Source organism: Bacteroidota bacterium (genome assembly GCA_019637975.1).
Lineage (GTDB): Bacteria > Bacteroidota > Ignavibacteria > UBA10030 > UBA6906 > CAADGV01.
On the sequence record JAHBUR010000029.1, the window covers coordinates 25,816 to 50,636 of the forward strand.

Below are 24,821 nucleotides of genomic sequence, written 5' to 3' on the forward strand. Positions count from 1 at the left end.
ATATACCCGAAGAGCCGCTGAGAATCAACGCGCTATGGCGCCAACCGCTCGACCCTCCACCCGTCACCGATCTTGCGATACACGAGGCGGTCATGCAGCCGGTTTTCGCGGCCTTGCCAGAATTCGATGCTGTCGGGCACAAGACGAAATCCTCCCCAATGCTCCGGACGCGGAATTACCATGTCCTGGTATTTCTGCGAAAGTTGCCGGTACCGTTCCTCAAGAAACTCCCTGCCCGGAATAACGCGGCTTTGCGGTGAAACAAGCGCGCCAATCTGACTTTCCCTCGGCCGCGTCCGAAAGTACTCGTCCGAATCGGCATCGGTCATTCGTACAATCGTTCCTTCAATTCTTACTTGCCGGTGAAGAGGCTGCCAGAAGAAGACAAGGGCCGCGTCGGGATTCTCCGCAATCTGCTGCCCTTTTTCACTCGAGTAGTTTGTGAAGAAGCAGAACCCCCTGTCATCAAAACTTTTCAAAAGAACGATTCTTGCCGAGGGCTTGCCTGCGCGGGTGGCTGTGGCGAGGGCCATTGCATTAGCGTCGGGAATGCCCGCCTTTGTTGCGTCATCGAACCATCGCTGAAACTCGACGATGGGATTGGCTGCTGCATCTTTCTCAAGCAGAATTTGTGCGGGATCGGACATGCGGAACGTTATGCTTCATTGATGAGGTAGAGAAGATTGTCTTCGACGCGGTACAGCATCGGCGCGATTTGAATCTTCGGATATCGCGTCCGGAGGCGCTTCGCCTCGCTCAGGACAAAATCAATTTCGTTGACGATCTCGAACATCGGAGAAAACTGCGTGAAGTGCTGCTCGGCCAATTCCCTCTCCCATCCGGCATGTTCAACCAGTCCGTTGATGAACATCTCCTTCCGCGCGTGAAGGTTCACCATCCCGCACTTATTGTGCGCGATAAGCGCAATGTGCCGCACACCGCCGACAGCAATGGCAAACGAAACCTTGAACTCGCTGTAGCGCAGATTCGCCCCGCCCGCACGGATGATGAAGGCGAAATTGTCGGGGATATGCAGATGCTTCCGGTTGTCCATGCACATACCGACAAGCAGTTGCGCATTCTGGAATTCCGTGAACGGCAACTTGAGATTATGAAAGGCAAGCAGCTGCCCGATTGGTGTGTCGCGATACTCCGTCGGTATATCGCCGCCGGTAGTGACAGGAAGAAGTCGATTCATCCGCGTTTGATTGTTTTGAATGAAGAATGCTGAGGGTTAGTATAGTGAAGAGTGCGGAAAAATCAAACACAAAAAAAGCGGCTACCCCATGGTGCAGGGCAGCCGCCGACTGATGAAGCGGGGGAGATTACTTCATCAGAATCATCCTTTTGACCGCTACGTTTGCTCCCGATTGTAAGCGGTAGATGTACGCACCGCTTGCCAGACCCTTGGCATCGAACGTCGCTTCATAGCTTCCGGCCTGCAGAGTGCCGTGAACAAGTGTTGCCACCTCCTTGCCGAGAATGTCGTATACTTTCAGCGTCGTTTCGCCCTCCCCGACAACATTGAACCTGATGGTCGTCGAGGGATTGAACGGGTTCGGATAGTTCTGCGACAGCGCAAACTTGTCCGGGAGTTCGCTGCCGACGGGTTTCACATCCGTAAGCGTCTGATTGCCGAAGTAGAGTTTCACCGGAACTTTCCAATCAATGTATGTTGCGGATTGATTATCGTTCGTCATCTTGAACTGGATTCTATCGACAAAAGCCGATCCGCTCAGGATTGTGACAAAACCGGAGCCGGCTCCGGAACCCGTGGCGTACAAAGGTGAGGGCGAAACGCCGGAGTTGAACACAAGGGCATTGCCGTTGAACGGCAACACGAAGATACGCACGCCGCCGGTTTGATTGTTCGTGTAACTGAACGACATGCTCTCCCGCTCGCCGTTACTGAAGTACGCCGGCGACGAAGGATCGAAGTTGATACCGGAAATTTGGGATGATGCAAAATGGAGGCTGACAGGCACAAACCACTCCAGAAGCAATGCAGTCTGGTTTGCATTCCACATCTGAAACCGGATGGAATCAACCGAGATGCTTCCGTTTGTGATTGTGAATGTGCCGGTTCCGCTTCCGCTGCCGGCGGCATACAACGGGGAACCGGAGGCGGCATAATTAAGCGACAGCGCCCCACTTGAGAAGGGACGGGCAAAGATGCGCACACCGCCCGCTTCAGTCGTGCGATAGTTGAACGAAATGCTTGCATTGGAGTTGAGCACAAGGCCGTCCGGAGTCGATGGCGTAATTACAATGTCGGACACAGCATGCGCTCCGTACTTGAAATGTACCGGCACAACGAACTCCGACAACAACGCAGTCTGGTCTGCATCCCACATTTGAAATCGAATACCGTCAACAAGAGTGTTGCCGTTGGTAATGGTAAAGAACCCCGTCCCCGAACCGCTGCCTGTTGCGTACAACGGCGAACCGGATGCTGCATACGACGGCGCAAGCGAGTTGCCGCTCATCGGGCGGGGAAAGATGCGCACACCGCCCGCCTGCATTGTTTTATACTCGAAGGAAATGTTGACGTTCTGGTTGTGCTGCATACTTGCAGCGCTTCCGGGCGAAATTTGGATGTTGGTGATGGCGTTTGTGCCGAAGGTGAACTTCACGGGAACGTAGAACTCTAAAATCAACGAGGTTTGATTGGCATTCCACACCTGAAAACGGATCTTGTCCACCACAACATTCCCCGAAGTTATTGTAAAATACTGACTTCCGGAGCCGCTTCCCGTAAGAAGGCCGGAGCCCGAAGCAGCATAGGCGGGCGACAACGCGTTGCCGCTCATCGGCCGGGCGAAAATCCTGACCCCTGCCGCTTCCGATGTCTTGTAGTTGAATGTGATGTTGACATTCTGATTCCACTGGACAGCAGCAACGGTGTTCGGGCTGATCTGGATATTATACACAACGTCGCTCAGCGCAAATTCGACGAGAAACAGCGTACCGAGTGCGAACAGAAGTCTTTGAAATGTGGTCATGGTATCCTCCGTGATTGTTGGTTGCAGATTGTGAGACTGCACGGCGCCTGCACAAGTCTCGTTCACTGAGGACAAATATAGGTTAGATCACGCGGCGGGAACATACCGCGAGTAAGGGATATTTAAGGCGGAAAACGCTCAATGGGGAAAATGAAGCCAGCTCCGCTAAAACCGAATCTACTTCTACCCGAACTTCTTCACTCTCTTTGCATACAGCAACAACTGCCTGTCAACTTTCGCATGGACGGTTTTGGCCGGCTTGCGAAACAAAATCTCAATCCCTTCATCAATCGTTTTGATGCTGTAGATGTGAAACGTGCCTCTTCGTACGGCGTCGACAACATCATGACGAAGCATCAAGTCGCTTTCGTTATTGTAGGGAATGAGAACGCCCTGCGTGCCTGTAAGCCCGCGTACGTTGCAAACATCAAAGAATCCCTCGATTTTCTGATTTACGCCGCCGATGGGTTGAATGTTGCCGTGCTGATCAACCGACCCTGTTACGGCAATATCCTGCCGGATGGGAATTTCGGAGAGGCTGGAAAGCAATGCGTACACTTCCGTCGATGAGGCGCTGTCGCCGTCAACACCGCCGTACGATTGTTCGAACGTGATGCTTGCACTCAGCACAAGCGGCTTGTTCTTTGCGTACTTGTCCCTCATGTATCCGGTAAGAATCAGCACGCCCTTGTCGTGTGTCGGGCCGCTCATTTTTGCCTCGCGCTCGATGTTCACGATGCCGCCCCGGCCCATCGAGGTTTTCGCTGTTATGCGCGACGGCTTACCGAACGCGTAGCCGCTTAATTCGTACACTGAAAGTCCGTTTACCTGCCCGACCACGGCGCCTTCCGTGTCAATGCGTATGCTGCCGTCGGTGATCATTTCCTGGATTTTTTCCTCCAGAAGACGGACACGCTCAATCCGCTCGACAATAGCACGCCGAACGTGGATGTTCGAGACAGTCTTCGCCTGGTCTTTTATTGCCCAGTAGTTCGATTCACGGATGACGTCGGCAATAATGGTGAAGCGCGTCGAGAGTTTCTTCTGCTGCCCTGCAAGACGTGCGCCGTATTCCACCGTTTCGGTTATCCCGCTCATCTCGAATGGAAGCAGCTTCTCGTTGTGACAGACTGTTTTGATAAACGAGACATAACTGTCGATCGACTTGCGGATGTTCGGCATCTCGATATCGAAGTCCGAGCGGATTTTGAAGATCTTCTTGAAGTCATCATCCAATTCATACAACAGGCTGTACGTGTACGCGTCGCCGATCATGACGACTTTCACGTTCAGCTTTACCGGCTCGGGCTTCAGCGCCGAGAATGTCGAGCCGTAATTGCCATAATCGGGTGGTTGTATTTCGAGCAGACTGTTGCGCAACACACGCTTCATTGTCGTCCAGACGCCGGGTTCGATCAACGCATCGATGGCATTGACCACAAGGTATCCGCCGTCGGCCTTGAGCAGCGACCCTGCTTTAATGTGTGTGAAGTCGGCCCGCCACACACCGTTGCGGTCGACAACCCGCTCAATCGTACCGAAAAGATTCTTGAATCTCGGGTTCGTTTCAAGGATAATCGGCCTGCCATCGACGGAACTATTATCTACAACAACATTCACTTGAAATTCCGTGAAGCGATCATCTTCTTTCTGAATCGTAATGCCGAGAACCGGCGGCTGTTGTTCCTCGCGCTGGTAGAAACGATGGAGATTGTCCAATACATGCTGCTTCATATCAACAAGATACTCATGCACGCTGCCCGCAGGATACTTTGTTTCCAGTTCATCAACCAGTTCTTCAACAATCGGAACTACAACTTTGTAGTTGAGTTGTTCGGCGGATTTCTTTGCTTTCCGCTCGATGTTGCGCATTTCGCGCATAACGCTGTCCAACTGGCGCTCAAGTTCAACCTGGTCTGCCTGCATACGCACGAATGCCTCTTCCGTCAAATCGCCGGCTTCAACTTTTGTGTGGAACTGGTCCATAGTGACGGGGCTGCCGTCAAGCACCGGCGCAATTTCCGGCCGCGTAACAGGTCCGGTTTGCACCTGCACGACTTCGAAGCCGCGTTCTTTTACTTTGCGCTCAAGGTCGCGCAACACTGTTCGCTGTCGTTCCTGGAAATGTTCGAGCGTTGCTTTCCGCTGTTCGTTGTACCGGCGGCTTTCAAACGCGGCGGGAATCTGTGTGATGAGTTCGGTCAGGAAGCCGCTGATATCTTTCTTGAACGCGGCGCCTTGTCCTGCCTGCAGCACAATGAGGCGGGGAACGTCGGGATCCCGGAAATTGTGTACATAGCATTTGTCCGTCAGGTTTGCCTGTTGATGTTCAAACTCGCGGAGCAGGCGTTTGATGGTTGTCGTTCGGCCTGTTCCGGAAACTCCGGTCACAAAAATGTTGTATCCGAAATGCGCCATCTCCAGGCCGACTCGCAGGGCACGTAATGCACGATCCTGTCCGATAACCTCCTGAACCGGTGCGGCATCCTCGATACTGGACACACCGAGGTCTGCAGGCGCGCAGTGCCAGCGGAGTTGTTTGTACGAAAGCCCGGTATTCCGTCGTGAAGATCTTTTTCTCATTGATCTGGATGCAGTGGTCTTTGCCATGGGGGCTCCCCGGGAAAAAGGCGTGGAAAATGAAGCCGATGTATCGCCGCTCTTCGCGGTGTTACAAAACGGCCTCCCGATTGTCAGTATTCTTTTCGATGTGCATACACATTCAACAACAAACCGATCATGATCATGTCGGCGATGAGAGCGGACCCGCCGTAGCTTAAGAACGGCAACGGAATTCCGACCACAGGCGCCAACCCGATTGCCATGCCAATGTTCATAAAGATATGTGTTGCGAAGATTCCTGTTACGCCTATTGCGACAAAACTCCCGTAGGGATTCTTCACGACGGTGGCAATCCGGACGCCGCTGAACAACAGCAGGGCAAACAGGATGATGATAATTGCGGCACCGAGGAAACCAAACTCCTCACCCGGTACGCAGAAGATAAAATCCGTCCATTGAGCCGGAATGAAATTGAGTTGCGTTTGCGTTCCTTCAAGAAATCCTCTCCCGAACAATCCGCCGGAGCCGATGGCAATCTTTGATTGCAACACGTTGTAGCCCGCCCCCAGCGGATCGGCGCCGGGATCGAGAAACGTTTCTATCCGCTTTTGTTGATACGGCTTCAACCCGCCGTGAATGGATTGAACGGAGATTCCCACCAATACAAGAAACGAAAACACAACCGATGCAGAAATAGTGTTCTTCTTCGTCATCCACAATAATGCCCCCAACCCCAGTATGCTGATCAAGAAGGGCGTCGGGCCAATCAACGCCGCGACTGCAACTACTCCGGGGGAGACAAGCGCAAGCAGGGTAAACAACGACGATCCTCCCCAAAACAGAATCGGAAGAAACATGCCGAAGAAGATCATTGCCGTTCCCGTATCGGGCTGGCGGAGGATAAGAACCACGGGGGCGATGAGAATAAGGCCGGGAATAAGCGCATCTTTTGAACGCGAGAGATTCACGTCGCTGCGCGAAAGATGTACTGCAAGCGCCAGCACCGTTGTGACCTTTGCAAATTCCGACGGTTGAAGGCTGAACGGCCCTATTTGAAACCAGCTTGTCGAGCCGGAAACCTGCTTCCCTATCAGCAGCACTGTAACAAGCAGGAGAAGCGAGAGAAAGTAGGAGGGAAATGAAATTCTTTGCAGTGTACGTAAGGGAGTCAACGCGGCAACCACCAACGCCACGACGCCGATGCCGGCGGAAACCAACTGACGCATGTACAACTCGGACATCTTTGCATCGTATGTCGCGCTGTAGATTGAGATAAGCCCGATGACCACCAGTCCGCCGGTTGCAGCCACCGTTCGAATATCTATGCGTTCAAGAAGGTACGAGGCCATTGCTCAATTGCCTTGAATGTGTTGCCCGATGGTTGATTCTTCCGTCTGGACAGGACGTTTGCGCGTCGTGTCGACAGATGCAACCGCCGTCTTCACAGCATCTTGCCGAATCAATCTTCCGTAGAGGTAGTGTTCGATACACTTCCCCGCAATCGGTGCGGCAATGGAGCCGCCATACCCTGCATTCTCGACCATCACCGCGATGGCAATTTTCGGTTCGTCATAGGGCGCAAACCCGACATACCATGCATGATCCTGTCCGTGAGGGTTTTGGGCGGTTCCTGTTTTTCCCGCAGAGATGACATTTTTCACACGAGCGCTTGCGGCTGTTCCTCGCGGCTCCTCAACAACCCGGCGCATTCCTTCGCGAATCAGATACCACGTGTTTTCGGAGAGGCTGATTGTCCGTTTGAGCGTGTCCGGCAATGTTCGTGTTGTATTGTTCACCCGGTCAACGAGCCGCGTAACTGTATGCGGTTGATAGAGTTTACCCTTGTTTGCGAGCGCCATTGCGTAACACGCCATCTGCGCGGGAGTAACTCCCAACTCACCTTGCCCGATGCCGAGGCTGACAAGGAATCCCCGCGTCCATCCCTTCTCGCCGTAGCGCCTGTTCATATATGCGGTTGTCGGCAACAGGCCTGCATTCTCCTCGGAAATATCCAGGGCAGTCGGCTGTCCGAACCCGAACCGGGCTGCATACTCCGACCACGCGTCCAATCCCACTTGCAGCATAAGCCTGTAGAAGAACACGTTGCACGATTGATGGATTGCATCAATCACATTGACCGAGCCGTGAACGTGAAGATCTTTGAACAATTTGTTGCCGAATTGGAAACCGCCCGCACACTGCATGCGCGTTTCGGCGCTGATGATACCCTTTTCCAGCGCAGCAATTGCGAGAATCATTTTGAATGTTGATCCGGGCGGATAGCGCGTGAGCGTTGCCCTGTTGAACAGCGGACGAGTCGGGTCATTGTTGATTTGGCGCCAGAATTCCTTCGGCGTAACCCCGCTCAGGCGCGAGAGGTCATAGTCGGGTTTGCTCACAAATGCGAGTATGCCGCCGTTGTTGGGATCGACGGCAACCAATGCTCCGCGTTTGTCGGTGAACAACGATTCGGCGAGTTCCTGCAAATCGAAATCGATCGTGAGATGCAGATCGTTGCCGTCGGTTGCGGGTTTATCTTCAAGTCCTTCTTCAAATTTACCGACAACCTGCCCGCGGGCATTCACGATACTGTAATCGGCACCCTTCAATCCGCGAATAGCCCATTCGTAGCGGGCCTCCAACCCCGATGCACCGACAATATCCCCTTGCGCATATTGCTCGGGATCGAGTGTTTTGAGCTGTGACTCGGAGACTTCCTTCGTATAGCCGAGAATGTGTGAAGCGTTCGCCTTCGACGTGTACGTTCTCATCGATTCGATTTGATAATCAACGCCCGGCAGATGGTCGCGATTCTCTTCCAGTGCGGCAACAGTTCTGTTATCAACGTCGCGTTTCACGCGCACAGGAACAAAGCGCGAGTACTTGGAGCCGGCCCTGATGCGCTCACGCAGATCGTCGGGCGCCATGTCGAGGATACGCGCCAGCGACGGAATGGTCTGCGCATCGAATTCAAACGGCATCACCGTGACGGTAAAGGAGGGTCTGTTATCAACAATAAGGCGGCCGCGCCGGTCGAACATGTACCCGCGAATCGGTTCCTTTGGAATGTACCGGATGCTGTTCTCCGAAGCCTGCTTTCCGTACTCCTCCCGATAAATCCATTGCAACTGAACGAGGCGCGCTACAAGAACGGCAAACAGCAGAGTGAACAACACGTACAACACCCGCCGTTTCTGATACACCTGTATTTCTTCCAAAACAGGCATCGATCCCTACTGGTATTTTCTCCGGAACAATGACATCGGCACAACAGCCAGCGCGGTAGTGTACAGCATCGAAGGAATGCCGTACGCCACAATTGACATCCACCAACCGATCTCGCTTCCGCGTAGGAAGATAACAAAATAGAGGGCATTATGCAGCAAGGCACTCGTCCCCACGGCAAAGAGGAATTTGGAGGAGGAGAGGTTGATTTCGATTTTGTTTTCATGGTAGAAGTAGCCGGCAATAAACCCCGCAAGCGATTTGCAGAGCGCCGATAGACCTAACATGCCGTCGTTCCCGCTTATCGCATCAACAAACAATCCGATCGAAAATCCGAAGACCGTACCGGTGAGTTGCCCCTGAGTGAGGGCAATGTACACAATACAGATCAGAAGCAGATCCGGAACCGCATTCCCGATCACAACAAAATTCACGACCGTCGTGGAGAAAACAACCAGCAGGAAGGATATGAAGGCAAGAAACAGATAACGCCGCATGTGGTCACTTCACGCGCTGTTCGAGGGCTATGCGGCTTGGATCGGGTTTGTGGAGAACAACAAATACCTCTTCGAGACGGGAAAAATCGACCGCAGGAAGCACACGAATCTCTTTGAACAAAGCGCCCTGATGAAGTTCGACAGAGGCGATGACTCCGACCCGTATTCCCGGCGGAAAGATGGTACTGAGCCCCGATGTAACAATCACATCTCCAATCCTGATTTCAGCAGTACGCGGCACGTTCTTGAGCAACAGATAATCGCCACCCTCCCAAGCGAGAATGCAATCTACTCGCTCGCGTTCAATCACAACGCTCGCACGAAAATCCTTATGCAGCAGCAATTGCCCGATTGCATACTCCCCTGCAGTCGCAACGACCCGGCCTGCAAGCCCGGCATCCGTTACAATGGGCATATTGTAGTGTACACCCTGGTTCTCTCCGACGTCAATCGTCACGGAAGAACGCATCGGTTGTTGGTTCTTGCCGACGATGTTTGCCGCGACGTAGGTAAGTTCGGAACGATCCTTGAGTTCAAGGAGTTTGCGCAGGCGAATATTCTCCAATCTGCTTTCACGCAGCAAACTCACTTCCGACGCGAGACTCACGTTGCGTTCACGGAGAACCGTGTTTTCGTTGCGAAGGGAGAAGTAGTTGGGAATGAAGCCAATCACATCCTGCACAAATCCCGCAGTCACCACAGCAACCGACCGGATGTTTCGAATCTGCGGCGTGTCGTTCAGCGACAGCAGCACAATGGAGACGAGAATACAGAGGGCAAGAACAAGATATTCTTTGAAGAGGGAAAGTATGTCAAGAAACTGCCTCAATATCTCCTGCTCTTGATAAGAACTTTGGAGTAGTGACTCAGGTTGTCGAGCACCTTGCCCGTGCCGCGCACAACCGCGCTGAGCGGATCTTCAGACACATGTACGGGCAAACTTGTTTCAAGGCGCAGCCGTTCGTCAAATCCTTTCAACAATGCGCCGCCGCCGCTGAGCATAATGCCGCGGTCGAGAATATCCGCTGCAAGTTCGGGGGGCGTGCGCTCGAGTGTTCCTTTGATCGCATCCACCATTGCCTGCACGGGCTCCGCCAATGCTTCGCGAATTTCCACCGAGCTTGCTTCGGTGATTTTCGGGATGCCGTTCACAAGGTCGCGGCCTTTGACCCGAATGGTAATCTCTTCCCGCAGAGGCATTGCCGAACCGACCTCACATTTGATTGCCTCGGCGGTCCGCTCGCCGACAAGAATGTTGTGATTTTTCTTGAAGAATTGGACTATGGAGTTGTTCATCTCATCCCCGGCAACGCGGATGGATTCTTCGTTCACAATCCCCGAGAGGGCGATGACGGCAATCTCTGTTGTGCCGCCGCCAATATCGACGATCATGTTGCCGACGGGCGCTTCGACATCCAACCCGACTCCGATTGCCGCAGCCATCGGCTCGGCGATGAGGTGGACTTCCTTTGCTCCGGCATGCTCCGCCGAATCGCGCACGGCGCGCTTCTCCACTTCCGTCACGCCGCTCGGCACGCAAATCACGATGCGGCGGCTCGGCATCCAGTTCGCATTGATTTTCTTGATGAACTCGCGAAGCATACCCTCCGCAATCTCAAAATCGGCGATCACGCCGTCTTTCATCGGACGGATTGTGCGGATATCGCGGTGTGTTCGACCCAACATCTCCTGGGCTTCCTTGCCGATGGCAACGATCTTCTTCGTGTTGCGATCGAACGCAACAATGGAAGGCTCGTTGAGAACGACTCCCTTCCCTCTTTGATAGATCAGCGTGTTTGCAGTACCGAGGTCGATGGCAAGGTCTGCCGAAAAGAATGCAAGTAAGCCCATAGGCGTTTCTTATCCTTATCTACTCAATGCTTGAAATGTCTGATGCCGGTAAAGGCCATTGCAATGTCGTGTTGATCGGCTGCGGCGATAACCTCTTCATCACGCACAGATCCGCCGGGCTGAATCACGCAGGTCGAGCCGGCATGAACGGCTTCGAGCAAGCCGTCGGCAAACGGAAAGAAGGCATCCGAAGCGACTGCCGTGTCGCGAACGCTCAGGCCCATTTCGGCGGCCTTCCATGCCGCAAGCCGGGCCGAATCGACCCGCGACATTTGTCCCGCCCCGATGCCGATTGTTCTGTCGGCAAGGGCGTACACGATTGCGTTGGATTTCACATGCTTCGCTACGCGCCACGCAAACATCATGGAGGCGAGTTCTTCCTGTGCAGGCTTTCGCTTCGTGACAATCTTGAGACTGCCTTGTTGTATCCGCTCTGTGTCGGCATTCTGGAGAAGCAATCCGCCGGGAACACTCTTAATGTCCATCATTCCGAAGGAGCGGGCATCACCGTTGTTCTTGATGAGACGCCGGTCCTTCTTCTTCTTCAGAAATTCCACAACGCCCGTTTCAAACGCGGGTGCGACAATTACTTCTGTGAATACTTCGTTGATCATTTCCGCCGCGGCCATATCAACGGGAGCGTTAGCCGCTACTATGCCTCCAAACGCGGATTTCGTGTCCGTGGCAAACGCCCGCGCATACGCTTCCGCAACGGTTGAGGCTGAGCCGACGCCGCACGGATTTGTATGTTTAATGATGGCAACCGTCGGCTCTTCGAAATCCGCCGCAAGTCGGGCGGCGGCGGCAATATCGACAATGTTGTTGTACGATAGTTCTTTCCCGTGCAGCTTCTCGAATATCCTGCTGAATCCGCCGTACAGCACGGCCTTTTGATGAGGGTTCTCGCCGTACCGTAAAACCTGATCCTTCTGCATTGCGAAATGCGTGACATCGGGGAAAGGACTTTCGCCACCGCCTTGCGCATCAAGATATCCCGATATAACAGAGTCATACACGGTTGTATGACGAAACACCTCCTTTGCAAGCTCGAAGCAAGTCTTTTCGGAAAGCACGCAATGCTGCGCTTTCATCTCGGCAAGCAGGGCTTCATACCTGTCGGGATTGACGACAACGGCTTTGTGCTTGAAATTCTTCGCTGCTGCTCGCAACATGGTCGGCCCGCCTATGTCAATCTGTTCAATCGCCTCTTCCAATGTTACACCCGCTTTCGCCACAGTTTGCTCGAACGGATACAAATTCACAACTACAAGATCTATCGGCTCGACGCCGAGTTGTTCCAACTGCCGGGTATGCTCCTCATTGTCTGCAACGGCAAGCAGTCCGGCGTGAATTTTCGGGTGCAGCGTCTTGACGCGTCCGTCGAGTATTTCGGGAAATCCGGTAACGTCGGACACTGTACGAAAGGGAATGCCGGCGGCTTTCAAGACGTTGGATGTTCCCCCGGTCGAGATAATCCCGACATTCATGGCGCTGAGCGCCTTGGCAAATTCGGCGAGACCGCGTTTATCAGAAACACTGATGAGCGCGCGGTGAATATGCGGCAAGTCCTCTCCTCATTTGTTTTCTATTCGACAACTTCATCGTGAAGAACCTCCCCGACGGCAAACATCCTCACGGCCTCGGGATAGAGTTCGTGTTCAGTCGCCAGCACTTTTGCGGCAAGTGTTTCGGCGGTGTCATCCGGCGCGACTGCGACTTTCTTCTGCACAACAATCTTCCCTCTATCGTACTCCTCATCGACCATGTGAACTGTTGCGCCGGAGAATTGTTCGCGCGCTGCAACAACAGCTTCGTGTACGCGCATTCCGTACATTCCCTGCCCGCCGAACTTCGGGAGCAACGCCGGATGGATGTTGATGATCCGGTTTCTGTATTCGCGGATGATGCGAACCGGAACCCGCTTCATATATCCGGCAAGCAGAATGAAGTTCACATCATGCAAACGGAGTGTTGCGAGAAGATGTTCTGCGAATTCTTCCGGCGCCGGAAACTTCTTACCGCTGATATGCTCCGCCGGAATGCCGTTGGCTCGCGCGCTCTCGAGAATTCCCGCCGTCGAATTATTGCTTATGACAACACGAACATCCGCGTTCGGAATTCTGCCCTGCTGGATTGCGGCAAGGACAGCCTGAAAGTTTGAACCCCGGCCCGATCCAAAAACTGCAATGTTCAGTGGACGAATCAACGACTCCCGATGCAAAATTCATCGAAAAGGTAATGCTATTCTGAACGAGAATCAACAAAAAGGCCAACAAAATAAGGGATTTTTCAGCTTTTTTGCTGCTACCGGACTGCGGCTTCAAGAAAGCGAAGCGTCTTCGTTGTTGAATTCAACTTCACGTTCACACCCAGCGGCAGAGTCAGCTTTTTGGGCACATGCCCGAACGGAAGGTTGGCAAGAACCGGCTTGCCGAACTTTTTAACTGCATCCTCGAGAACTTGCTGCGCGGAATGAGAAGGCTTCGTCGCGTCAAGAGGCTTGCAGTCGGTAAACTGTCCGAGCAGCATTCCGTTCGCCTTGCTGAACACCAATCCGTTCCGCAATTGTGTCAACATGCGATCAACACGGTACGGCTCCTCGGCAATCTCCTCAAGAAAGAGAATCGAATTTGTGAAGTCGGGCTGGTATTGCGTTCCCATCAGCGAAACGACAAGGGAGAGATTACCTCCGAGCAAAACTCCGCTTGCTTTACCTTGAACAAGGGATTCCGGCGCAGGTTCGGAGGGAAAGTGAATTGCCCCGATTTTTTTTGAAGCTGTGAGAAGGCGCCAGAAGAGTTCTTCCGTGAAAGGATCGATTTGATTCGCCATCTCAACCCCGGCCATCGGGCCGTGAAAAGTGACGAGGCGGCATTTCTTCCAAAGCGCAAGCTGAAGGGCGGTCACGTCGCTGAAACCGACGAGAATCTTCGGGTTGCGGGCCGCAAGGTTGTAGTTGAAGAGAGAAAGAAGCCGCGGCGTGCCGTACCCTCCCCGAACACAGATGATTGCTTTAACACGCGAATCGGAGAACATCGCATGCAGGTCGGCCACCCGTTGCTCGTCGGTTCCGGCAAGGTAGCCGCTCGTCTTTCCGACGTTCTCACCCACCAAAACACGATAGCCCAGCGATTCGAGGTATCGGACACCCTTCTCTATTCGAGACGCATCAGCGATAGGACTTGACGGGGAAATAATCCCGATGAGATCGCCCTTCTTTAGTTTGGGCGGATGGATTGTTATCATTCGATAAGCTTGGTTTGGAAGCGATTGCCGGACGCATCAATCTAACCAAACGTACTGTGAGTTTCAAAAAGTGGCTTCTCCGACGTGAAACCCGAAGAGACGCAACTTTCGCCTTTTTTGGGCGTTTTAGAAGGGTAGATTCCCCCGTTCTCTTCTTCAATTCTCAGCCAATTCCGACATAATCGCTACAACCATTCTGCAATCAACAAGTCTAATTACCTGTACACGGAAATGCATTCCCGCATGATTAATACCGAAGACGAAGAACTTGTTCTGCAAGCCAAGGCAGGCAGCATTACAGCATTCGAACAGCTTGTACACAAGCACGACAAGCAGGTGCTGGCCATTGCAGCCCGGTACGTGACAAGCTCGGAAGATGCAAAGGATATCTACCAGGAAGTATTCATCAGAGTATACCGCGGATTGAAGCATTTCAAAATGAAGAGTGAATTTTCCACGTGGCTGCACAGAATTACAGTGAACGTATGCCTGACACACCGCTCGCGCAGGAAGAGATTTGTTCATGTGCCGATTGACGGAGACGGGTCCGGTGACGGTGATCCGGAGACACACGGCGTGGAACTGCAAAGCAATGACGACCCGGCAGACCAGCACTCAGTGGATTCCGAGATCAGAGGGCATGTGCAGGATGCCCTGGAATCGCTTTCGGCAAAACAGCGGCTCGTATTCACCTTGAAGCATTTCGACGGCTACAAACTGCGTGAGATTGCAGACATGATGAAGTGTACGGAAGGAACGGTGAAGCGGTATTTGTTTCTTGCAACACAACAGTTGCGCGAAAGACTGCGGGTTGTGTATGAATAAGATGGAAGGAGAACAACAATGAACCATCAGCAATACAGGCAATGGCTTCTGCTTTCGCTGTATGAGGAACTCAATTCCGAAGAACAATCCCGTCTCAACAAGCATCTCACGCAATGCCGCGAGTGTCGGATTGAGTTGGATGAACTGCAGAAGCTGCACGCCTCTCTCGCCCGCGCCGGCTCGTTCGCCCCCGATGATGCGCTGCTGAACGATGCGCGGCAGAATCTGCGCTCGGCGCTTCGTGCCGAACGAACACGCCCATCGATGTGGGATCGGCTGGGAGATTTTGTATCCGACTATATTCAGCCAAACTATAAGATCGCCTTGGGCGGAGTGGCGATGCTCGCAGCAGGCATCCTCGTCGGGCGGATGCTCTTTCCTGCCACGCAGGACACTCCGGTTGCTCAGGTTGCAGACCGGCATTTTTCGTCAGCGTTCGAAGGTGAGCCGCGTATTTCCAACATCCGGTTTCTTGATTCCGATGCGCAGGACGGGATGATCGAGTTCACGTTCGATGCGACATCTCCCGTTCATATCAAAGGAAGCATCAACGACGAACGTGTGCAGAAAGTACTTGCCCACGCTTTGGTTAACGACCAGAACCCGGGAATCCGGTTGCGTTCCGTCAATGCCCTTTCAACCCAAGCCGAACACCATAAGCCGCCTGATCGTGAAGTGAAGGCGGCGCTGATTCTCGCCGCCCGCACCGACAACAATCCGGCGGTTCGACGGGAGGCGCTCAAAACTCTGGGCAGTTTCCCGTTCGACGAGGAAATCAAGCAAACGTATCTGCATGTGTTGATGCAGGATACCAATCCGGCGATGCGTATCGCCGCGATCAACGGCCTCGACTCTGCACGCATGCAGAGCCCCGATGCCGACTTACTGAATGTACTTAAGCAACGAATTCAATCAGATGAAAACAGCTACGTGCGCATTCGCGCACAAGCAGTTCTTGAGGAGGTTAAACAGCAATGAAACATTTCACAACGGCAATACTTCTGTTGTCTACTCTGATGATCGCGTACTCGTCTTCCGTCGCCCAACGGCAGAAGCAAACGCAATCGTTCACTGTTACAAAAGGCGGCACGCTCGACGTGTCCGTGGATGGCGGCGACATACGGATCTCGACGTGGGAAAAGAACGAAGTAACGGTAAACGTCAACGGCTATGATGATGACGAGAGCGACGTTCGCATTACGCAGCAAGGGAACACGATTCGTGTCACCGACCGTGGCGGCTGGTCGGACGGCGGATTGTTTACGGTTTCCGTTCCCTCTCATTTTAATCTTAACATCAGAACTTCGCTGGGCGATATTTCCGTCCGAGGGAAGATCGCCGGCTCTATTGCATGCGAAACATCGGCGGGCAACATCAGAACGGATGATGTTGACGGAGACATTGATTTGCGGACGTCGGGAGGCGATGTCCGGACGGGGAGGATTACGGGCAAGACTACGGTGAGCACGTCCGGCGGCGACATCGAGGTTGCTTCTTCGTTGGATGAATTGGATGTACGAACGGCAGGCGGCGATATCCGCGTCGGCAACGTCAGCAAGTCGATGCGGGCGCGTACCGCCGGCGGCGATATTATCATCGGGGATGTGGGCGGTGAGGCTAACGCTTCAACCGCGGGAGGCAATGTGATAGTCGGGAAAGTCAGCGGACAAGTAACCCTTTCGACATCCGGTGGTGATGTCGAGCTTAGCGCAGGTACCGGCACTATCAAAGCGACAACCAGTGGCGGGAACATCAAACTGACAAATATTTCGGGTTCCGTGGATGCAAAAACCTCGGGTGGGGATATTCGCGCCGAATTGGTGCCGGGCGGCAAGGGAAAAAGCAGGCTCGTGTCTGCTTCCGGCACAATTACGCTTCTCGTTCCGGAAAACGCCAAAGCAACAATCACAGCCCGGATCTGCATTCCGAGGCGGTGGCGCTCGAAAAAAGATACCTACACCATCCGGTCGGATTAAAGAAGAATCCTCCCTCCGCAGCGAGGATGATCGTGAGATTGAGGCAACGTATACTGAAACGGCGGCGGCGAAGTGATTTCGCTTGAAACAGTAAACTCGGACATTGAAATCCGCAAGCTCAAAAAGTAGTTGTCAACCGGTACGATGTAAACATCATCTAATCATACACAATCTGAAACAATCTTACGGTTATAGAGGAGATTGATCATGCGTTCCGTTTTCTGTGCCATTGCCTGTCTTGCGTTGCTCACGCTTGCAACAGCCAGCGAAAACGTTCCGGCAAATATTCAGAAGACGGTTCACGCTGTTAGAATTGCGGACGCAATTACCATCGACGGCGTTCTTTCGGATCCCGTGTGGCAGCAATTGCAGCCGGCCGTTACATCACTCTACCAACGCGAGCCCGAGGAGGGAAAACCGGCAACCGAACGGACTGAAATCTATATAGTATATGATGATGCGGCGTTGTATGTCGCTGCGCGGTTGTATGACACCGCTCCTGATTCTATTGTTGCGCGATTGACACGGCGCGACGTATTTGTCAACGCCGACGACTTCGGCATCTATCTCGATCCTTATTATGATCGCAGAAGCGGCGTGTATTTCGGGCTCAACGCCGCCGGAACGCTGTACGACGGCGTTCTGTACAACGATGATTGGGATGACAATACGTGGGATGGTGTGTGGGAAGGAAAGGCGGCAATCACTACCGATGGATGGTCGCTGGAAATGCGCATTCCGTTTTCGCAGCTCCGGTTTCGCGCGGGCGAGCGGCAGGTGTGGGGCGTGAATTTTCTCCGCGAGATTTCACGCAAGAATGAGAAGGCCTATCTGGTCTATACGCCCAAAAACGGCAGCGGGTTTGTGTCGCGCTTTGCGGATTTGGTGGGAATGGATAACCTCGAACCGCCCCGCCGTTTGGAGATTCTCCCCTACGTCAGCACGAAAGCGGAGTACACCCGGCGAGCACACAATGATCCGTTCAACAACGGCTCGCGCTACACGCCCGGTTTCGGCGCCGACATCAAGTTCGGCATCGGCAGCAACCTGACAGTTGACGCAACGGTGAATCCCGATTTCGGTCAAGTAGAAGTTGATCCGGCAGTCGTGAACCTGAGCGATGTGGAAACATTCTTCAATGAGAAACGCCCCTTCTTCATCGAAGGCTCGACGATATTTGAATTTGGGTATGGCGGCTCGAACAACAACTGGGGATTCAACTGGGGTAATCCGGGCTTCTTCTACAGCCGGCGCGTCGGACGAACCCCGCAAGGCGGCACTCCCGACAACATCAATTTCTCCGACGTTCCTTCGGGCACACACATTCTCGGCGCGGCAAAACTCACGGGCAAGTTGGGCGACAGCTGGAACGTCGGCTCCATCAATGCGTTGACGAAGCGGGAACTGGCAGACATCGATTCCGCCGGACACCGGTTCAGCCATGAAGTTGAACCGCTGACGTACTACGGAATTTTTCGCGGGCAGAAGGAATTCGACGGCGGTCGGCAGGGACTCGGATTTCTTTCAAGCGTTGCAACGCGAAGTTTCTCCGACAACCGCCTAAGGGATCAGCTGAACAGCAGTTCTCTCACCTTCGGGATCGATGGATGGACGTTCCTTGATGCAGACAAAGTCTGGGTGATTACGGGCTGGACGGGATTGTCGCATGTACGCGGCAATCAATCCCGCATGATTGCGTTGCAGCGAAGCGCTTCACATTACTTCCAGCGTCCCGACGCAAGCCACGTCAGCGTCGATAGTTCCGCGACTTCGCTGCAGGGATATGCAGGACGCATCGCGTTGAACAAACAGAAGGGAAACTTCTACGTCAACGCGGCGTTCGGATTCATCGATCCGAAGTTCAACACCAACGATCTCGGCTTCATGTGGCGGAATGATATTTTGAACGGCCATCTTGTGCTGGGTTATAAGTGGACGGAACCGACGAGCGTGTACCGGCGCATCACCATGAACTTTTCGCATTTCCGCAGTTATGATTTTGAAGGGAACCAGACGTGGGGCGGATTCTGGAACGGCAACTACATTCAATTTCCCAACTACTACTCCATTCAGACATGGTTCGCGTACAACCCGGAAACATACAGCAACCGCAGAACCCGCGGCGGGCCTCTCACAATCAATCCGCCGGGGTATGAATTCGGCAGCTATATCTCGACAGACGACAGGAAGGACTGGGTTTTCTCGGTCGAGGGGAACATCAACAACTATCAACAGGAATCGAACAGAGGGCGGAGTGTGTACCTCGGCATCGAGTACAAGCCCGCGCCGAATGTTTCTGTCCGCCTCAACCCGTCCATGCGCATGTTCCGGACAGCCGCGCAGTGGGTGACGAGCCGCGAGGATGCAGAGGCGGCGCATACATTCGGGCGCCGCTATATTTTTGGCGAGCTGAATCAACGTGAAGTTGCGGCAAGTATCCGTTTGAACTGGACGTTCACGCCTGAGCTGAGTCTGCAGATGTACATTCAGCCGTTGATTTCGGTCGGCGAGTACAGGAACATGAAAGAGCTCGCCCGCCCGAAATCGTACGAGTTCAATACCTACGGAGTCGGCTCGTCAACAATTTCCAGACAGGATGATGAGTATGTTATCGATCCCGATGGCGCCGGCCCCGCGCAGTCGTTCACGGTTTCCAATCCCGACTTCAACTTCAAATCATTGCGCGGGAGCGCGGTGTTACGCTGGGAATATATGCCCGGTTCGACCATCTACTTCGTATGGACACAGCAACGAACCGACGACTCCGATCCCGGCACATTCCGATTCGGGCGCGACGTGCGGCATCTCTTCCGCTCGCAGCCGGATAACATCTTATTGATCAAGCTCAGTTTCTGGACAAATCCATAAGTTGGCAAAGTTTAAAAGTCGAATATCGAAACCCGAAACAAATCCAAAATTCGGGAATCAATTCTTCTTCACAAATAAGGAACAACACGATGAACATCAAACTCTCTTTCCTCCTTCTCTGTTTCGCGTTGTTGGGATTCGCTCCGCAACCCGACAATATCGAGAAAGAATTCACTGTCTCGCCCGGCAAGAAGTTGGAAGTTGATCTCAAGACAGGCGGCTCGCTGAAGATTACAGGTTGGGACAAGAACGTCGTAAAGGTGAACGGCACAATAAAGGGCAGGGATGCTGAAGATTGCGTAGTTGAGGTGGTGGAAGAAGGCGGGGGTGTGCGCATCTCCTCGTATTATGAAGGAAGAAGAAGAAACTACAATACGAATGTCGATTTCGAAATCCAGGTTCCCCGCAAGTTCAATCTCGATCTGAAATCGATGGGCGGCAGTTTTACGATCGAGAATGTCGAGGGCACGATCGAGGGCAAAACCATGGGCGGGGCACTTACATTGACAAAGCTGAAGGGGGACCTTGACCTGACAACCATGGGAGGCAAGGTTCGACTCACCGACTCCGATGTCGATGGCAAAGTGAAAACGATGGGCGGAGAAGTTTTGGTGGAAGATGTGAAAGGAACCGTCAAAGCCAGCTCGATGGGCGGCAAAGTGATTCAGCGGAATGTCACCGGCAGGTCGGGAGAAGGGATCAAGAACGAGGTGCATATCAGAACAATGGGCGGCGGGATTAACGTTGATGACGCCCCCGAAGGCACGGACGTTCACACGATGGGCGGGAACATTCACATCAGAAAGGCCGCCAAATATGCCCGAGCAAAGACGATGGGCGGAAATATCGAAATCGATGCCGTCGATGGCCGGGTGAGTGCAACAACCATGGGCGGAGATGTCAACGTGACGATGATCGGCGATGCGACGAAGGGCGATCGTGACGTGGAAATTGAATCAATGTCCGGCGACGTGACGCTGACGGTTCCCTCCTCTCTTTCGATGGATGTGGATATCACACTTGCGTATACTCGCGGCAAGGAGGGAGACTACAAGATCGTCAGTGATTTTGATTTGAAGAGGGAAGAAACAAAGGAGTGGGAACGCCGCAACGGCTCACCGCGCAAGTACATCTACGGAACAGGAACCATCGGCGGCGGAAAGCACAAAGTCAAGATCAAGACGATCAACGGGAATGTGTATTTGAAGAAGGGATAACCCCTCGAACAAAATCAGCATTGGGCAAGCGGATAAACAGTTCATTTTCTCAGTGGGCTGGGAAGCTATCTCTTTGCCGGCAACCGATCTCTCTGCACGGGCACAGTCGAGAACCGCTCTAAAGTGCAAACCCTACCGTGATGCGGAAAAACAGCGGCAGGCCCGGTCGTCCCCCGCCTGCGAGCGCAACACGAGCCCCGAGATCTGTCCCCAGGGTGAACCCGGCGCCTTCGTTTGGCAGTGAAGCGTACTCGTACGAAGCACCGATATCCAACTGCCACGGGAAGTTCGAGGGCCCCTCGAATTCCCCTGTCCGCTTGCGAAGCCCCACGAGCGGACCGATCCGCCAGATCCGATAAGCATCCTCGAGGCTTATTTCATCCAATGGAACACGATACCGCACTCCGAAACTCACATCTGTTATCAGGAGCGCCGTTTCGATGCACCCCGCCAAACTCAACCGGCTAAACGGAAACACCTCCAGGCAAATGTTCAATCCACTTGGGAACCCCAGCCCTATTTCGAGATCAAAAATCCGCTGTCGTACTGCTCCTTGGTTAATTGCCGCAACCGCTGTTTCTGTCGTATCACCACCGAAAACATGACGCCGTGTTGTGTCATTCTCCGTCTGCAGAGCAGAAGCAGCGTGGAAACTCAGAAGAGGGTCATGTTTCCCTTGTGCCCGTTTGCGCTCAGCCTTCGCTGTAGAATATGGACTATCAAAAAGGATTTCATCATCCACTTCAGTGAAAGTTGCAGGAATATGCCGGGCATAGGCTTGAAGATGCAAGAAAGCCATAACAACAAATAAGACAAACTTCAGGATGGCCATTGATGGAACTCCAATTTGTTTTCTTATTGTTGGGAGAACATTCTTTCCCTTTTCAAATCCGTCGCGTTAACGCTGCCACTACATTCTTGAATCAGATGATGATATGAGGCTTTCTTGGAAAAGGATACAGATTCTCACTGCCAATATCAACAAATGCAACACCTCCGAGGTCGGATCTCCCCTCCGCTTTTCCTTGACTTTCCTCCATGTATTCCATAGTGTGAAGTGTACCAGTTGTTCCCCGCCTCACCCATTACGGAGAAGTCATCATGTTGAAATGCATTGGCATCCGGCGCGAGACGAAGGACAAAACGCAACGGCGCGCACCGCTTTCACCAACACATGTACGGACACTTGTTCGCAAATACGGCATCAGAGTACTTGTGGAGCCGTGGCCTCAACGCGTATTCCCGGATGCCGAATACAAGCGCGCAGGAGCCGAGATAACCACCGACCTCAGTCCGGCGAACATCGTGTTCGGCGTAAAAGAAGTCTCATCCGACTATCTACTCGAAAACAAAGCCTATTGTTTCTTCTCCCACACCATCAAGGGTCAGGAGTACAATATGGAGATGCTGCAAACCATTCTCGACAGGAACATCAGCCTGTTCGATTATGAATTGGTGAAAGATGATGAAGGCAAGCGGATCGTCTTCTTCGGTGACTACGCTGGCTACGCAGGAATGATCGATACGTTGTGGGCGCTCGGCCGCAGACTCAGTTCTGAAGAAATTAAAACTCCCTTTGCCGGTATCAAGTACGCAAACAAGTACGGAAGTCTTGAAGAAGCATCAACCGCAATTCGGAAAGCAGGAAGGCGCATTGCCCGGCACGGCTTACCGCGTGAGCTTGTTCCGTTCGTCGTCGGATTTACCGGGTATGGCAGAGTCTCGACGGCTGCGCAGAATGTGTTTGATCTTCTTCCTTATGAAGAAATGGAACCGCAGGATTTACCCGCGTTCATGAAGGCGCGCAAATTCTCGAATCGTGTTTTGTACAAAGTGAAGTTCCAGAAGCCGGATATGTTCCAGCATCTTGTCCGCGGGAAGAAATTCAACGTCAAAGAGTTTACGCGTTATCCCTACCGGTACGTCAACCGCTTTGAGCGCTACGTTCCGTTCCTCAGCGTTATCGTGAACGGCATTTACTGGGAGCCGCAGTTCCCCAGCCTTCTCTCAAAACGATATATCAAAACGCTTTATGCCATAGAACGGCGTCCCCGCCTGCGTGTCGTCGGAGACATCACTTGCGACGTTGAAGGATCGATTGAGTTGACGGTGAAGACGACGGATTCGACAAATCCCGTCTATGTTTTTGAGGCGAAGACGGGCAAGACGATTGACGGATGGAAAGGAAGAGGCCCGGTGGTTCTTGCTGTTGACATGCTGCCGACGGAACTGCCGCGTGAAGCATCGGAGGCGTTCGGTACCGGATTGCTGCCGTTTGTTCCGAAACTCGCCGCAGCAAACTACACAAAACGGTGGAACGAGTTGAAGATAGCGCGTCAGTTTCTGGATGCATTGATTACACATCACGGAAATCTTACGCCGCAATTCAAATATCTCAAGAAACATCTACCGAAATGAATGCAGGGATGAAATCATGAAACATATACTCGTACTTGGTGCCGGACAAAGCACATCGTATCTTATATCCTATCTGTTGCAGCATGCGGAACAATTCGACTGGTTCGTGACAGTCGGAGACCACAATGCCGAGCTTGCGACGCAGCGGGTCGCGGGACATCCCCGCGGACAAGCGTTGCAGTTCGATATCAACGACGAGCCGACCAGAGTCGCCCTTCTCAAGAAGGCGAAAATCGTTGTGAATATGTTGCCGCGGCCCTACCAGCATCTTGTCGCGCTGGAATGCCTGAAGAACAGCTCGCACATGATCACCGCATCGTACGAAGACCCGATGGTGCGCAAGCTGGAAACCGAAGCGCATCGCAAGAACATTCTCATCTTGAATGAAATGGGACTTGACCCCGGCATCGATCATATGGTCGGGATGGCACTTATTCAAAGAATCAGAAATCAGGGCGGTGTGGTGAACAGCTTCCGGTCGTACGGTGGCGGCTTGCCAGCGCCGAAGGCGGCGCCCAATCCGCTCAACTATGCCATCACGTGGAATCCCCGCAACGTGCTGATGGCGGGCGAAGATGGAGCCCTGTACAAAGAGGATGGAAGAATCAACTTGCTGCCGTTTCATCAGTTATTCCAGCGAACGTGGACAGTGGATGTGGAGGGAATCGGCACGCTTGAAGCCTACCCGAACCGCGATTCGCTTGCGTATGAATCCGTTCTCGGCTTGACGATGGATCACACAATTATCCGCGGTACGCTGCGCTATCCGGGCTGGAGCGAAACGTGGCAGCAGATTGTCTATCTCGGGCTCGCGAACGAAGCGCTCCGCATTCCCAATCTGAAAAACATGACCTATCGTGAACTCACCGAAATGGCCTTGCCGCAAAGCCAGGGGCCGAAGAAGCTCGAACAACAAGTGGCAAACTACCTCGGCATCAGTCCGACGGGAAAGATTATGGACAACCTGAAATGGCTCGGACTCTTCTCGAAAGAAAAAATCGGGGTGGACGTTCAGACCGTTGCTGAGGTGATGATCCATCTCATGAAGCAAAAACTCCGCATGCCCGACGGCGCGCAGGATATGGTCGTGCTCGTGCACGAAATCGAATGTCACTATCCCAACGAGAACAACAG

At 53.1% G+C, this 24,821-nt stretch carries 20 protein-coding genes; 7 read left to right on the top strand and 13 right to left on the bottom strand.

Going from position 1 to position 24,821, the window contains the following annotated elements:
• Positions 1 to 32: 32 nt before the first annotated feature.
• The 12 genes from pdxH to KF749_14530 all read right to left on the bottom strand — a co-directional run bounded on the left by pdxH (position 33) and on the right by KF749_14530 (position 14,383).
• On the bottom strand, positions 33 to 647 hold the full coding sequence (gene pdxH, locus KF749_14475) for a pyridoxamine 5'-phosphate oxidase (GenBank protein MBX2992353.1): 615 nt from the start codon (positions 645 to 647) through the stop codon (positions 33 to 35).
• An 8-nt stretch (positions 648 to 655) separates the two neighbouring features.
• Positions 656 to 1,198 (bottom strand): carbonic anhydrase, encoded by a 543-nt coding sequence (locus KF749_14480; GenBank protein MBX2992354.1) that lies wholly within the window; start codon positions 1,196 to 1,198, stop codon positions 656 to 658.
• A gap of 127 nt (positions 1,199 to 1,325) precedes the next feature.
• On the bottom strand, positions 1,326 to 3,002 hold the full coding sequence (locus KF749_14485) for a T9SS type A sorting domain-containing protein (GenBank protein MBX2992355.1): 1,677 nt from the start codon (positions 3,000 to 3,002) through the stop codon (positions 1,326 to 1,328).
• A gap of 183 nt (positions 3,003 to 3,185) precedes the next feature.
• On the bottom strand, positions 3,186 to 5,585 hold the full coding sequence (locus KF749_14490; protein MBX2992356.1) for an AAA family ATPase: 2,400 nt from the start codon (positions 5,583 to 5,585) through the stop codon (positions 3,186 to 3,188).
• 110 nt (positions 5,586 to 5,695) lie between these two features.
• A complete protein-coding gene (gene rodA / locus KF749_14495; GenBank protein ID MBX2992357.1) occupies positions 5,696 to 6,913 on the bottom strand; it encodes a rod shape-determining protein RodA in 1,218 nt (405 codons plus the stop codon).
• Positions 6,914 to 6,916: 3 nt separating this feature from the next.
• Positions 6,917 to 8,791 (bottom strand): penicillin-binding protein 2, encoded by a 1,875-nt coding sequence (mrdA, locus tag KF749_14500; protein MBX2992358.1) that lies wholly within the window; start codon positions 8,789 to 8,791, stop codon positions 6,917 to 6,919.
• 6 nt (positions 8,792 to 8,797) lie between these two features.
• Positions 8,798 to 9,286, bottom strand: coding sequence for a rod shape-determining protein MreD (gene mreD, locus KF749_14505; protein MBX2992359.1), 489 nt, complete (start codon positions 9,284 to 9,286; stop codon positions 8,798 to 8,800).
• Positions 9,287 to 9,290: 4 nt separating this feature from the next.
• On the bottom strand, positions 9,291 to 10,115 hold the full coding sequence (gene mreC, locus KF749_14510) for a rod shape-determining protein MreC (GenBank protein MBX2992360.1): 825 nt from the start codon (positions 10,113 to 10,115) through the stop codon (positions 9,291 to 9,293).
• Positions 10,112 to 11,137 carry a rod shape-determining protein gene (locus KF749_14515; GenBank protein MBX2992361.1) on the bottom strand — a complete coding sequence of 342 codons (1,026 nt, stop codon included), beginning with the start codon at positions 11,135 to 11,137 and terminating at the stop codon, positions 10,112 to 10,114. The genes mreC and KF749_14515 overlap by 4 nt, the downstream gene beginning before the upstream one ends.
• 23 nt (positions 11,138 to 11,160) lie before the next feature.
• Complete coding sequence (gene purH, locus KF749_14520; protein MBX2992362.1) at positions 11,161 to 12,702, bottom strand: bifunctional phosphoribosylaminoimidazolecarboxamide formyltransferase/IMP cyclohydrolase; 1,542 nt, start codon at positions 12,700 to 12,702, stop codon at positions 11,161 to 11,163.
• Positions 12,703 to 12,722: 20 nt separating this feature from the next.
• Complete coding sequence (gene purN / locus KF749_14525; protein ID MBX2992363.1) at positions 12,723 to 13,343, bottom strand: phosphoribosylglycinamide formyltransferase; 621 nt, start codon at positions 13,341 to 13,343, stop codon at positions 12,723 to 12,725.
• A 98-nt stretch (positions 13,344 to 13,441) separates the two neighbouring features.
• Positions 13,442 to 14,383, bottom strand: a complete 942-nt coding sequence (locus KF749_14530) for an LD-carboxypeptidase (GenBank protein MBX2992364.1) — start codon at positions 14,381 to 14,383, stop codon at positions 13,442 to 13,444.
• Positions 14,384 to 14,626: 243 nt separating this feature from the next.
• Here KF749_14530 and KF749_14535 point away from each other — a divergent pair, with 243 nt between their 5' ends.
• The 5 genes from KF749_14535 (at position 14,627) to KF749_14555 (ending at position 21,269) form a co-directional block, all read left to right on the top strand.
• Positions 14,627 to 15,208, top strand: coding sequence for an RNA polymerase sigma factor (locus tag KF749_14535; GenBank protein MBX2992365.1), 582 nt, complete (start codon positions 14,627 to 14,629; stop codon positions 15,206 to 15,208).
• A gap of 18 nt (positions 15,209 to 15,226) precedes the next feature.
• Complete coding sequence (locus tag KF749_14540; protein MBX2992366.1) at positions 15,227 to 16,186, top strand: HEAT repeat domain-containing protein; 960 nt, start codon at positions 15,227 to 15,229, stop codon at positions 16,184 to 16,186.
• The gene (locus KF749_14545; protein ID MBX2992367.1) at positions 16,183 to 17,184 is read left to right on the top strand and encodes a DUF4097 family beta strand repeat protein; all 1,002 of its coding nucleotides are present in this window, start codon (positions 16,183 to 16,185) and stop codon (positions 17,182 to 17,184) included. The genes KF749_14540 and KF749_14545 overlap by 4 nt, the downstream gene beginning before the upstream one ends.
• Before the next feature lie 207 nt (positions 17,185 to 17,391).
• Positions 17,392 to 20,052 (top strand): carbohydrate binding family 9 domain-containing protein, encoded by a 2,661-nt coding sequence (locus KF749_14550; protein MBX2992368.1) that lies wholly within the window; start codon positions 17,392 to 17,394, stop codon positions 20,050 to 20,052.
• Between the two features lie 89 nt (positions 20,053 to 20,141).
• Positions 20,142 to 21,269 carry a hypothetical protein gene (locus KF749_14555; protein ID MBX2992369.1) on the top strand — a complete coding sequence of 376 codons (1,128 nt, stop codon included), beginning with the start codon at positions 20,142 to 20,144 and terminating at the stop codon, positions 21,267 to 21,269.
• Between the two features lie 118 nt (positions 21,270 to 21,387).
• Here KF749_14555 and KF749_14560 read toward each other — a convergent pair whose 3' ends face one another.
• Positions 21,388 to 22,101: a hypothetical protein gene (locus tag KF749_14560; GenBank protein ID MBX2992370.1), complete on the bottom strand. Its 714-nt coding sequence runs from the start codon at positions 22,099 to 22,101 to the stop codon at positions 21,388 to 21,390.
• Between the two features lie 269 nt (positions 22,102 to 22,370).
• On the opposite strand from KF749_14560, the gene KF749_14565 reads away from it, so the two are divergent.
• Both KF749_14565 and KF749_14570 read left to right on the top strand, forming a co-directional pair.
• On the top strand, positions 22,371 to 23,687 hold the full coding sequence (locus tag KF749_14565; protein ID MBX2992371.1) for a hypothetical protein: 1,317 nt from the start codon (positions 22,371 to 22,373) through the stop codon (positions 23,685 to 23,687).
• 16 nt (positions 23,688 to 23,703) lie between these two features.
• A partial coding sequence (locus tag KF749_14570; GenBank protein ID MBX2992372.1) for a saccharopine dehydrogenase NADP-binding domain-containing protein occupies positions 23,704 to 24,821 on the top strand: 1,118 nt, incomplete at its 3' end.